The organism is Pseudomonas sp. ANT_H4, from assembly GCF_008369295.1.
Classification (GTDB): Bacteria; Pseudomonadota; Gammaproteobacteria; order Pseudomonadales; family Pseudomonadaceae; genus Aquipseudomonas.
The window spans coordinates 90,375-101,930 of record NZ_VOBG01000008.1 but is presented as its reverse complement, the minus strand read 5'-3'; the positions used below and the strand labels follow the sequence as shown (position 1 = coordinate 101,930).

Here is an 11,556-nt window from a genome sequence, read left to right as displayed (position 1 = left end):
GCGAATCAGTTGCATTGACTATGACGAGACGTACCACGGATGACTATCGAGTAAAAATAATTGGCCTCAGTTGAGAATGACCAACGCCGGGAATTCCGAGAGCTTGGCCGAAGTGATATGGGCCAGGGAGCGTACTACGTCCAGTGGCTGGTCCAGGCGGTAGTTGCCGGTGACAGCGACGCTGGCGAGTTTGTCATTGTTGTTGATGATCAAGCCGGGGTAATAGCGTCGCAGCTCCGCTAGAACCTCGCTCATCGGGCAGTTTTCGAAGATCAGCCGGCCCTGGACCCAGGCCAGTTCCTTATCGGCATCGAGCCTGGCCGGTTGACCGAAGCCCTTGGGGCCGATGCGGATGCTTTCACCGGCGCTCAGGCGGACCCGGGCGTTGCCAGACGTGCTACTCAGGTCGACATCCCCACGCTGGACCTGGATCTGGGCCTCGCCGTTCAGGTAACGCACGGCGAACGCGGTGTCGTTCACGCTGGCGCGCACCGGGCCGGCGTCTATTTCCAGGGGCGCGCCACGGCTGGCAACTACTTCGAAAAACGCTTCGCCTTGATACAGGCGGGCAATGCGCTGATGGTCATTGATGGTGCTGGAGAAGGCCGAGTTGGTATTGAGCAACACCTTGGAACCGTCATGGAGTTGCAGGCGCTGGCGCTCGCCGACCACGGTCAGGTGGTCCGCTTGCAGGCGCACCGGCAGATTGCTGAAGTTGAACAGCCCCAACAGCAATACGGCGGCGGTGGCCAAGGGTTTCCAGTGAGGTTTTATGCGGCGCCAGGCGCTGGGCTTACGTGGCGAATTAAGGGCCACGGCGGCGCTGTGCACCGGCGCACCACCCCAGGCCGCCTGTGCTTTGGCGAAGGCCGCAATGTGGGCCGGGTCGGCGGCCAGCCACGTCTGGAACTCGGCCTGCTGGCCAGGCTGTGGGCACTGCAACGCAATCAGCCAGTCGAGGGCTTGGTCCATGGCCGTATCTTGCAACACCTCATGAGCCAGCTCATGGGGACGCAGTTTTTTCGGGTCCGTCACGGTGTTCCTCGGGTCTTCGCCACGTTTTATTCAATGTCTTACATAGTAGAGCGACAAGTCTGTCGGCTTGTCCTGACAAAGCTTAAGGGCGATCGAGCCGTTCAGCCACACCCACACAGATCGCCATGATCAATTTCAGTTCCTTTTGCACGGTGCTCAAGGACACTTCGAGCTGGTCGGCGATCTCCTGATAGCTGCAACCGTGCAGGCGACTGAGGATGAAAATCTGCTGCTGGCGGGCGCTCAACTGGCCGAGGCTGACGCTCAGGTGCTCCAGCAATTGTTCGGCGTGGGTTGCATCTTCAGGTGTGCTGAGAGGGGAGGCGACGCTTTGCAGGATCTTCATCGAGACACCTTCCTGCAGCGTTCGGGCCTGGACCCGACGTGAGCGCAGGTGATCCAGCGCCAGGTTGCGCGCAGTCTGGAAGACGAACGGTTCGAGGTGATCGATCGGTCTCTCGCTAAGAGCCCGAGTGACGCGCAGGTAGGTTTCCTGCAGCAGGTCCTCGGCGGTGCTGTGGTTATTCACCATCCGCTGCAAGGTGCGCAGCAGAATCACCCGCTGGCTGAGGAAGACTTGATTGAAGCGAGATTGACTCACAGTGATACCAGACCGATTTTCGGCGAATGATAATGCTTATCATCAACGAAAATGGCAAGTAGCAGAGTGTGTCGCAGATCATTGTGGCGAGGGAGCAAACCCCCTCGCCACAACAGCCCCTCTAACAGATTGCGGGTTATTCGGCGTTGCAGAGCGCCAGGCAGTTATCCAACATGCGATTGGAGAAGCCCCATTCGTTGTCGTACCAGGCCAGCACTTTAAGCAACTTTCCGCTGGATTTGGTGTGGTTGGCGTCGAAGATCGACGATAACGGGTTATGGTTGAAGTCACTGGAAACCAGCGGCAGGGTGTTGTAACCGAGGACTTTCGAATGCTGGCTGGCTTCCTTGAGCAGGGCGTTGACCTCATCTGCCGACGCTTCGCGCTTGAGCTGCACGGTCAGGTCCACCAGCGACACGTTGATTACCGGCACTCGCACGGCCATGCCAGTCAGCTTGCCCGCCAGTTCCGGCAGCACCAGGCCCACGGCTTCGGCCGCACCGGTCTTGCTCGGGATCATGTTCTGCGTGGCCGAACGGGCGCGGTACGGGTCGGTGTGGTAGACGTCGGTCAGGTTCTGGTCGTTGGTGTAGGCGTGGATGGTGGTCATCAAGCCGCTTTCGATGCCCAGCTCACGGTGCAGCACCTGGGCCACCGGTGCCAGGCAGTTGGTGGTGCAGGACGCGTTGGAGATGATCTGGTGGGATTGACGCAGGATATCGTGGTTCACACCGTAGACTACGGTGGCATCAGCGCCCTTGGCCGGGGACGAGATGATCACCTTGCGCGCGCCAGCGGTAATATGGGCGGCGGCCTTGGCGCGGTCGGTGAACATACCGGTGCATTCGAATACTACGTCGACTTTCTCGGCGGCCCACGGCAGGTCGGCCGGGTTGCGAATGGCACTGACGGCAATCCGGTCGCCATTGACGGTCAGGCTTTCCTGATCGTGAGAGACCTCTGCATCGAAAGTGCCGTGGACGGTGTCGTACTTAAGCAGGTGAGCATTGATTGAGCTGTCACCCAGATCGTTGATGGCGACGATCTGCAAATCCTGACGATAGCCTTGGGTATAAAGTGCGCGCAGGACGTTACGGCCGATACGGCCAAAACCATTGATTGCGATTCTAAGAGTCATTTGAAAAGCGCCTGTCGTCGATTTGTTGTAAGAATTACAAGATTATTCGCATAAAAATAGAAAACAAGCCTTTTTAGTGGCAATATTTTGTTCATTCAACAACGAGTGACCTGAATCAACTGGTCCGATTGGTCAAGTAACACCCTGCCAAGCTCTTCGCGGCGGGCTTTTGACCAGCATAGGCACTCAGGTCGCCACATCCGTTAGCCTGGAGTTCTACACATGCATCCCCGCGTACTTGAGGTCACCGAACGGCTTATCGCCCGTAGCCGTGCAACCCGTGAGGCTTACCTTGCGCTCATTCGCGGCGCTGCCAGCGACGGTCCGATGCGTGGCAAGCTGCAATGCGCCAACTTTGCCCACGGCGTGGCCGGTTGCGGTACCGAAGACAAGAACAACCTGCGGATGATGAACGCCGCCAACGTGGCAATAGTTTCGTCATATAACGACATGCTCTCGGCCCACCAGCCGTACGAACACTTCCCCGAGCAAATCAAGAAGGCCCTTCGCGAGATCGGTTCCGTCGGTCAGTTCGCTGGCGGCACGCCCGCCATGTGCGACGGCGTGACCCAGGGCGAGCCCGGCATGGAGCTGAGCCTGCTGAGCCGCGAAGTGATTGCCATGTCCACGGCGGTAGCGCTGTCCCACAATATGTTCGACGCTGCGCTGATGCTGGGGATCTGCGACAAGATCGTTCCCGGCCTGATGATGGGCGCCCTGCGCTACGGCCACCTGCCGATGATCTTCGTCCCGGGCGGGCCGATGCCATCGGGGATTTCCAACAAACAGAAGGCCGACGTGCGCCAGCGCTACGCCGAAGGCAAGGCCTCCCGCGAAGAGCTGCTGGAATCGGAGATGAAGTCCTACCACAGCCCCGGCACCTGCACTTTCTACGGCACCGCCAACACCAACCAATTGCTGATGGAAGTCATGGGCCTGCACTTGCCGGGCGCGTCCTTCGTCAACCCGTACACGCCGCTGCGTGACGCCCTGACCCGCGAAGCCGCGCACCAGGTCACACGCCTGACCAAGCAAAACGGCGCGTTCATGCCGATTGGCGAAATCGTCGACGAAAAATCCCTGGTCAACTCCATCGTCGCCCTCAACGCCACTGGCGGCTCCACCAACCACACTCTGCACATGCCGGCTATCGCCATGTCGGCGGGCATTCTGTTGACTTGGCAGGACATGGCCGACCTCTCCGAAGTGGTGCCGACCCTGTCCCACGTTTATCCGAACGGCAAAGCTGACATCAACCACTTCCAGGCGGCGGGTGGCATGTCGTTCCTGATCCGCGAGCTGCTGGAAGCTGGTCTGCTCCACGAAGACGTCAACACCGTCGCAGGTTTTGGCCTGAGCCGTTACACCCAGGAACCGTTCCTGGTGGACGGCGAACTGGTCTGGCGCGAGGGGCCCATCGAAAGCCTCGACGAAACCATCCTGCGCCCCGTGGCCCGTGCATTCTCTCCGGAAGGCGGCTTGCGGGTGATGGAAGGCAACCTCGGCCGTGGCGTGATGAAAGTCTCCGCCGTGGCCCTCGAACATCAAATCGTCGAAGCGCCGGCCGTGGTGTTCCAGGATCAACAGGACTTGGCCGATGCGTTCAAGGCCGGTCAGTTGGAGAAGGACTTTGTTGCGGTGATGCGCTTCCAGGGCCCGCGCTCCAATGGCATGCCGGAGTTGCACAAGATGACGCCGTTCCTCGGCGTGCTGCAGGATCGCGGCTTCAAGGTGGCGTTGGTCACCGATGGGCGGATGTCCGGCGCCTCGGGTAAGATCCCTGCCGCGATTCATGTCAGCCCTGAGGCTCAGCGTGGTGGTGCGCTGGCGCGGGTAAAAGATGGCGATATTATTCGCGTCGATGGCGTCAAAGGCACCCTGGAACTTAAGGTGGACGCCGAAGAATTTGCAGCGCGCGCGCCTGCCACGGGCCTCTTGGGTAACAACGTGGGCGCAGGCCGCGAGCTGTTTGCATTTATGCGCCTGGCCGCAAGCTCCGCAGAGCAGGGCGCCAGCGCCTTTACTTCTGCCCTGGAGACACTCAAGTGAAACTGGCCCTGGTCGGTGATATCGGTGGTACCAACGCCCGTTTTGCGTTGTGGCGAGATCAGGAACTGCGTTCGATCCGTGTGCATGCCACGGCGGATCACGCCAGTCCCGAGGAAGCCATCAAGGTTTACCTCAAGGAGGAAGGCCTGGAGCTTGGCTCCATCGGCGCGGTCTGCCTGTCGGTGGCGGGGCCGGTGAGCGGTGATGAATTTAAATTTACCAACAATCATTGGCGCCTGAGCAAAACAGCCTTCTGCAAAACCTTGCAGGTGGACGAACTGCTGCTGGTCAATGATTTCTCGGCCATGGCTTTGGGCATGACCCGTTTGCAGCCCAATGAATTTCGTGTGGTCTGCGAAGGCACGCCCGAGCCATTGCGCCCGGCGGTGGTGATCGGGCCGGGTACTGGGCTGGGTGTTGGCACTTTGCTGGACTTGGGTGCCGGCCGTTGGGCGGCGTTGCCGGGGGAGGGCGGTCATGTTGACCTGCCTTTGAGCAGCCCACGGGAAACCCAGCTGTGGCAACACATCTACAGCGAGATCGGCCATGTCAGCGCTGAAACCGTATTGAGCGGTGGCGGGTTGCCGCGTTTGTACCGGGCGATCTGTGCGGTGGATGGTCACGAGGCTGTCCTGGAAACTCCCGAGGCCATTACTGCCGCTGGCCTTGCGGGTGATCCGATTGCCCTGGAAGTGCTGGACCAGTTCAGTATCTGGCTGGGGCGTGTGGCCGGTAATAACGTGCTGACCACCGGTGGACGTGGCGGGGTGTACATCGTCGGTGGAGTGATCCCGCGGTTTGCCGACTTCTTTATCAACAGTGGTTTCGCCAAGAGTTTTGGCGACAAAGGCTGTATGAGCGACTACTTCAAAGGCATTCCGGTATGGCTGGTGACCGCGCCGTATTCCGGGTTGACCGGTGCTGGAGTTGCGTTGGAGCAGGCATTTACATAGCCCGCGATGAGGCCCGCAAGAACAACGAATTATCAAACCCGTCCCATCCAAAACAATAAGGACGACCCCATGAGCGTAATCAGTAAATCCATTCTCCTCGTCGACGACGACGAGGAAATTCGCGAGTTGCTGCAAACCTACCTCAGTCGCGCCGGTTTCCAGGTGCGAGGCGTGCCCGATGGCGCAGGGTTTCGTCAGGCGATGAACGAGGCCCCGTGCGATCTAGTGATTCTCGACGTGATGCTGCCGGACGAAGATGGCTTCAGCCTCTGCCGCTGGATTCGCCAGCACCCGCGCCAGGCGCAGGTGCCCATCATCATGCTCACTGCCAGCTCTGACGAAGCTGACCGGGTGATCGGCCTGGAGCTGGGCGCCGACGATTACATCGGCAAGCCTTTCAGCCCTCGTGAGTTGCAGGCGCGTATCAAAGCCCTGTTGCGCCGTTGTCAGTTTGGCCAAGAACGCGGCGGCGACGTGCGGGTGTTCGATGAATGGCGGCTGGACATGATTAGCCACCGGCTATTTCACCTGGATGGCGAAGAGGTGATCCTCTCCGGCGCCGATTTTGCCCTGCTCAAACTATTTCTCGATCATCCCCAGCAAATCCTTGATCGCGACACCATCGGCAACGCAACCCGTGGGCGCGACCTGATGCCTTTGGACCGGATTGTCGACATGGCCGTCAGCCGCCTGCGCCAACGGCTACGAGACACTGAAAAACCTCCACGGCTGATCCGCACCGTACGCGGTAGCGGTTACCAACTGGCGGCGTGTGTGGTTGCCGGCAATGCCCATTGAGCGACTGACCGACCTGCGTCGGCGCATTCCGGTACCGCGTTCGCTTTTGGGTCGCATGCTGCTGCTGACCTTGCTGGCGGTGCTGTTTGCCCAGGCGCTGTCGAGCGTGATCTGGGTCTCGCAACTGCGCGCCACCCAGCTCGAAGGCCTGGTTACTAGCGCCCGCAGCCTGGCCCATTCGATGACCGCCAGCGTCAGCTATTTCCGTTCCCTGCCGGTGGCTTACCGTCCGTTGGTGCTGGACCAGTTGCGCAGCATGGGCGGCACCCGTTTTGTGGTGACCCTCAATGACAAGCCCCTGGACATGGCGCTGCTGCCGCAAACCCCGCGCAAACTGGCGGTGTTGGGTGCCGTGCAAGAAGTGCTGCGCCAGACCCTGGGCAGCGACGTGCATATCTCGGTGGAATTTGTCAGCGCCGAGGACCTGCGCATCTTCAACGCCGGTTTGAAACTGGATGAATTGCCACGCTCCTGGGCCCATTACGCGCTGACGCTGGAACCGGTCAACCCGCCGGTGCTGGTGACCCAGATCCAACTGGCCCAAGGTGAATGGTTGTACATCGCCTCGCTGTTACCCGAGCCCTACACCAGCCTCGAAGAGCAAGGCCTGCCGTCCCAGCAAGTGTGGTTTATCGTACTGACCAGTAGTTTCCTGTTGCTGTTCATCGGTTTACTGGTGCATTGGCAAAGCCGGCCGCTCAAGCGCCTGGCGCGGGCGGCGCGGGACATGTCCCTGGGCGCCGATGTGGAACCTGTGGCCGAAGGTGGCGGCAGCGAAGTGGTGGAAGTGGGGCGCGCCTTCAACGCCATGCGTGAACGCATCAGCCGCTACCTCACCGAGCGCAGCCAGTTGTTCAGCGCCATTTCCCACGACTTGCGCACGCCCATCACCCGCCTGCGCTTGCGGGTGGAGCTGCTGGAAGACGAAAAGCTGCAAGCCAAGTTCGGTCGCGACCTGGATGAACTGGAGTTACTGGTCAAGGGCGCGCTGCAATGCGTCAAGGACACCGACATCCACGAAAACATCGAGCCGGTGGACCTCAATCATGTGCTCGACTGCCTGGTGGAACCTTACCTGGCGCCCAACGGCAACGGTCGGGTGACCCAGCATGGCCGGGCGCTGGCGGCCTATCCGGGCAAGCCGCTGGCGCTCAAGCGCTGCATCGGTAACCTGATCGACAACGCCTTGAAGTACGGGCAGAACGCCCACCTGTACATCGAGGACGATGGCGCGGAGTTCATTCTGCATGTCGATGACGAAGGCCCCGGCGTGCCCGAACAGCGCCTGGAGCAAGTCTTCGAACCGCACTTTCGCCTCGCCGGGCAGCAGCAGGGCTATGGTTTGGGGCTGGGCATAGCCCGCAATATCGCTCACAGCCATGGCGGCGAAGTAAGTTTGCAGAACCTGCGCGAAGGTGGCTTGCGCGTGACCTTGCAGTTGCCCCGTAGCCTGGACTGATATCTTGTTGCAGGGCAGGGTCAGACGCTCAAGCGCAACCGCGCCAGATCCCGCAACGGCGGCGCGCCAAACAGGCGGCTGTACTCGCGGCTGAATTGCGACGGGCTTTCATAGCCCACTCGATAGCCCGCTGCCGAGGCTTCCAGGCCCTCGGCAATCATCAAACGCCGGGCTTCCTGCAAACGCAGTTGCTTCTGATATTGCAGCGGGCTCATGGCCGTCATCGCCTTGAAGCGGTGGTGCAAGGTCGAGACGCTGAGGTTCACTTCCCTGGCCAGGTCATCGATACGCAGCGGTTGTTCGTAGTTGCCGTTCAGCCATTGGATAGCTTGGCTGACCCGATGGCTCTGACTGTTGGCCACGGCAATTTCATACAGCCGATAGCCGTGCGGGCTACGCAGCAGGCGATAGAGAATCTCGCGGTTGATCAGCGGCGCCAGCATGGCGATGTCTTTCGGTGAGTCGAGCAAACGGGTCAAGCGCAGTACAGCATCCAGCAGTTGGCTGTCGAGACGGTCGACATACATGCCGCGGGCAGCGGGGCGAGAGGGTACGCCCATCGGGCCGGCTTCGGCGATCAAGGCGGTGATTTGCGCCGGGTCGATGTCCAGTCGAAGGGACAGGTTGGGGTTTTCCGGCGAGGCGTCAATGATGCGCCCGGACACCGGCATCGACACCGAAAACACCAGGTAATTGAGCGGGTCATAAGTGAAGGTCTCATCCGCCAGGCGCACTTCCTTGCTGCCGTGGGCCAGGATACACAGCGCTGGTTGGGCCAGCACCGGCATGAAGTCGCGGGGCGAGTTGTGCCGATTGAGCACGAATGAGTGGATAGCGGTGGCGTAGGAGCCGTCTTCGCAGGTGTGGCGCAGAACGATATCGGCCAGTTCCGCGCGCTGCTTTTCCATGTCGGGATCGAGGGGGGCAGGACGGTGTTCTGACGACGACATGGGGCAACCTCTTGGCGCTTTGACGATGGGCACAGCTTAAAGGCGCTTTCAAAGCAGTGTTACGCCGATTCTGCACAATCCTTGCCTGATCCTGCGATAAATTGTGAATCAGGCAAGTTGGGCGGCCTTAACCATTGCGTAGTTCACGTGAAACAAGGTGCTCATGCCGGGCATAAAATCCGTGGCCTGATCGTTACCTCTACGCATCTCGCAGGATTGTGCAATAAGCCAGCAGGAATCGACTAACCGCCTGTAGGACAGCGCCGTTATCTTTGATCCTGTGGCAACACGCCCTCACAGTGCTTGCCGAGCATCACTTCTCAACGGGAGAGTTGAACATGTCCACCCCCATTCCCGCGAGCCATATGGCCTTTATCCGCGCCCGCACCGGGTGCAGCACCGAACTGGGTGCACGCTTGAACAGTTTGATCGAACCAGGCCGCCAGGCTCAGGGTTGCCTGCAATTCTCGTTGCAGCATTCCCTGTCGGAGCCAGATGTGTGGTTGATCTCTGGCTTCTGGAGCAGCGAGCAGGCGATGAGCGCCTACTTCAACTCACCAGCGCTGATGATCTTCACCGAGTTATTGAATGACGGGGTGGTTCGCAGCATGGACTTCCAGACCTTCATCGACACCTGCACCGCCAGCGCCTACGGCGAATATCTGCAACTGGCTGGCTGAACGTCTAGAATGGCCGACTTTCCATTGGCCAGGACCTGCAACATGGCACGTAAAGAGTTTGCCCACCACGAAGCCGTTTCCGCCGTAGTACCGGGAGAGGGTGGCTACAGCGCTGCCGTCGCCGTCAAGGCCCTGGATGGCATGGGCGCGCCGCGCTTTCACACTATCCTCGAAGGGCAGAAGTTCAAGACCGCCGATGACGCCGACGACGCTGCCGCCCAGCAACTGGAGCGGTTGATCGACGTCGACGAAGAAGGTCAGTTGACCTGGGCAACAGCTTCCTAAACCTTGGGTCGGTACATTTTGAACAAGGCCTCAGGCCCCAACTGAAAGTAATCCGCCGGCCCGCCGCCGCGCAGAATAGGCTCGGCGGCGGCGGTGTCGTACACCCCATCCTTGAGCAGCCACTTGGCGATATGCACCGCGACCACTTCGCCGAGCACTAGCCAGCTTGGCACCAGGCCCTTATCCGCTCGTTGCAGCTGAATGATCTGCGTCACCTTGCATTCAAAGGACACCGGGCTCTCACCCACGCGGGGCACGGCGATCACTTTCGAGGCTACCGGCGTCAGCCCGGCCAATTCAAACTCGTTGACCTCGGGTGAAACAGCCGCGCAACTCTGGTTCATCTGCTCGGCCAGCGGCCGCGTGGCCAGGTTCCACACGAATTCGCCGGTCTGCTCGATGTTGTTCAGGCTGTCTTTGCGCCCGACACTGGAAAAACCAATGATCGGCGGAATGTAGTTGAAGGCGTTGAAGAAACTATAGGGCGCCAGGTTCAGGCGACCTTCGCTGTCTTGGGACGAAATCCAGCCAATCGGTCGTGGGCCGACGATGGCATTGAACGGGTCATGAGGCAGGCCGTGGCCGTTGGCGGGTTCGTAGAAATGGATGTCGTCAGGCATGGCCGGGGTTCCTGCTGGGTGGTTCTGGGAAGGGCATCATAGTGCAACCCGACGCGACGGATTTCCACAGTCGAGGTTGTCGGTGTATGGAATTTTCATTCGTAGCCCACCTATTTTTCACAGCTCCCCGTTCAGTCTGCGCTCCAGGTCGACACCCCTTATAAGTTGGCCACTTGAAAGACTGAGCCTCGGAGCCTTCCATACAATGAACAAACTTCCTCAGATCACCCTGGCGTTCTGGGTCATGAAAATCTGCGCCACGACCCTGGGCGAAACCGCCGGGGACTTGCTGTCGATGACCTTGAATGTCGGCTACGCCATCAGTTCGATGATCCTGATTAGCGTGTTCCTGGTCACCCTGGTGACGCAACTTTGGTCGAAAACCTATAACCCGGTGCTGTACTGGATCGTGATTCTGTCTACCAGCACGGCCGGCACCACCATGTCCGATTTTATGGACCGCACGCTGGGGCTGGGCTATGCATCCGGCTCAATGATCCTGATTGTCTTGTTGATGATTATCTTCGCCCTGTGGCATTTGAGCGGTGATTCGCTGAACGTGAACAAGGTCCAGACCTCTCGCGGCGAACTGTTCTACTGGATGGCGATTCTGTTTTCCAACACCTTGGGTACGGCGTTGGGTGATTTCCTGGCGGACGACTCGGGGCTTGGGTTTGCCGGTGGTGCCTTGCTGATTGGTTCGACGATCGCGGTAGTGGTGCTGCTCAAGTACTTCACAAAAATATCGTCGGTGCTGTTGTTCTGGGTGGCGTTTGTGCTGACCCGACCATTCGGCGCGACCCTGGGCGACTTCCTGACCAAACCCCTTGAAAAGGGCGGCCTGGACTTTGGCACCATCGGCTCGTCGGCGGTGTTGGCGGCGGTGCTGGTGGTGATGATTGTCGGGGCTTCGTATGCGCAGCGTCGATATGGGCGGCAAGAGGTTGCAGGGTTGTCCTGAGGGTATGAAAAAGGGGCCGTGTCATCC

General features: G+C 59.8%; 12 protein-coding genes. 7 read left to right on the top strand and 5 right to left on the bottom strand.

Annotation, left to right across the window (positions count from 1 at the left end):
• Positions 1-66: 66 nt before the first annotated feature.
• From FQ182_RS12700 to gap, 3 genes are all read right to left on the bottom strand, one after another.
• The gene (locus FQ182_RS12700; protein WP_149411933.1) at positions 67-1,035 is read right to left on the bottom strand and encodes a FecR domain-containing protein; all 969 of its coding nucleotides are present in this window, start codon (positions 1,033-1,035) and stop codon (positions 67-69) included.
• An 82-nt stretch (positions 1,036-1,117) separates the two neighbouring features.
• A complete protein-coding gene (locus tag FQ182_RS12695; protein ID WP_149411934.1) occupies positions 1,118-1,636 on the bottom strand; it encodes an RNA polymerase sigma factor in 519 nt (172 codons plus the stop codon).
• Positions 1,637-1,772: 136 nt separating this feature from the next.
• A complete protein-coding gene (gap, locus tag FQ182_RS12690) occupies positions 1,773-2,774 on the bottom strand; it encodes a type I glyceraldehyde-3-phosphate dehydrogenase (RefSeq protein ID WP_149411935.1) in 1,002 nt (333 codons plus the stop codon).
• A gap of 222 nt (positions 2,775-2,996) precedes the next feature.
• Between gap and edd the strand changes: the two genes are divergently transcribed.
• The 4 genes from edd (at position 2,997) to FQ182_RS12670 (ending at position 8,033) form a co-directional block, all read left to right on the top strand.
• Positions 2,997-4,823, top strand: coding sequence for a phosphogluconate dehydratase (gene edd / locus FQ182_RS12685; RefSeq protein ID WP_149411936.1), 1,827 nt, complete (start codon positions 2,997-2,999; stop codon positions 4,821-4,823).
• Positions 4,820-5,776, top strand: a complete 957-nt coding sequence (locus FQ182_RS12680) for a glucokinase (RefSeq protein ID WP_149411937.1) — start codon at positions 4,820-4,822, stop codon at positions 5,774-5,776. Before edd ends, FQ182_RS12680 begins: the two co-directional genes overlap by 4 nt.
• A gap of 69 nt (positions 5,777-5,845) precedes the next feature.
• Entirely contained in the window at positions 5,846-6,574 is a 729-nt protein-coding gene (locus FQ182_RS12675) for a response regulator (RefSeq protein WP_149411938.1), read from the top strand.
• On the top strand, positions 6,564-8,033 hold the full coding sequence (locus FQ182_RS12670; RefSeq protein ID WP_149411939.1) for an ATP-binding protein: 1,470 nt from the start codon (positions 6,564-6,566) through the stop codon (positions 8,031-8,033). The genes FQ182_RS12675 and FQ182_RS12670 overlap by 11 nt, the downstream gene beginning before the upstream one ends.
• A 20-nt stretch (positions 8,034-8,053) precedes the next feature.
• Here FQ182_RS12670 and FQ182_RS12665 read toward each other — a convergent pair whose 3' ends face one another.
• Positions 8,054-8,983, bottom strand: a complete 930-nt coding sequence (locus tag FQ182_RS12665) for an AraC family transcriptional regulator (protein WP_149411940.1) — start codon at positions 8,981-8,983, stop codon at positions 8,054-8,056.
• Between the two features lie 338 nt (positions 8,984-9,321).
• Between FQ182_RS12665 and FQ182_RS12660 the strand changes: the two genes are divergently transcribed.
• Positions 9,322-9,663, top strand: a complete 342-nt coding sequence (locus tag FQ182_RS12660; protein WP_149411941.1) for an antibiotic biosynthesis monooxygenase family protein — start codon at positions 9,322-9,324, stop codon at positions 9,661-9,663.
• 9 nt (positions 9,664-9,672) lie between these two features.
• Entirely contained in the window at positions 9,673-9,948 is a 276-nt protein-coding gene (locus FQ182_RS12655; protein WP_149411942.1) for a hypothetical protein, read from the top strand.
• Here FQ182_RS12655 and FQ182_RS12650 read toward each other — a convergent pair.
• Complete coding sequence (locus FQ182_RS12650) at positions 9,945-10,568, bottom strand: flavin reductase family protein (protein WP_149411943.1); 624 nt, start codon at positions 10,566-10,568, stop codon at positions 9,945-9,947. The genes FQ182_RS12655 and FQ182_RS12650 overlap by 4 nt on opposite strands.
• Before the next feature lie 205 nt (positions 10,569-10,773).
• Here FQ182_RS12650 and FQ182_RS12645 point away from each other — a divergent pair, with 205 nt between their 5' ends.
• Positions 10,774-11,529: a hypothetical protein gene (locus FQ182_RS12645; RefSeq protein ID WP_149411944.1), complete on the top strand. Its 756-nt coding sequence runs from the start codon at positions 10,774-10,776 to the stop codon at positions 11,527-11,529.
• Positions 11,530-11,556: the final 27 nt, after the last annotated feature.

Coding starts and splice junctions, on each gene's coding strand:
- gap (WP_149411935.1), bottom strand. CDS start 2,774: ATGACTCTTAGAATCGCAATCAATGGTTTTGGCCGTATCGGCCGTAAC.
- edd (WP_149411936.1), top strand. CDS start 2,997: ATGCATCCCCGCGTACTTGAGGTCACCGAACGGCTTATCGCCCGTAGC.
- FQ182_RS12675 (WP_149411938.1), top strand. CDS start 5,846: ATGAGCGTAATCAGTAAATCCATTCTCCTCGTCGACGACGACGAGGAA.
- FQ182_RS12670 (WP_149411939.1), top strand. CDS start 6,564: ATGCCCATTGAGCGACTGACCGACCTGCGTCGGCGCATTCCGGTACCG.
- FQ182_RS12665 (WP_149411940.1), bottom strand. CDS start 8,983: ATGTCGTCGTCAGAACACCGTCCTGCCCCCCTCGATCCCGACATGGAA.
- FQ182_RS12660 (WP_149411941.1), top strand. CDS start 9,322: ATGTCCACCCCCATTCCCGCGAGCCATATGGCCTTTATCCGCGCCCGC.
- FQ182_RS12655 (WP_149411942.1), top strand. CDS start 9,673: ATGGCCGACTTTCCATTGGCCAGGACCTGCAACATGGCACGTAAAGAG.
- FQ182_RS12650 (WP_149411943.1), bottom strand. CDS start 10,568: ATGCCTGACGACATCCATTTCTACGAACCCGCCAACGGCCACGGCCTG.
- FQ182_RS12645 (WP_149411944.1), top strand. CDS start 10,774: ATGAACAAACTTCCTCAGATCACCCTGGCGTTCTGGGTCATGAAAATC.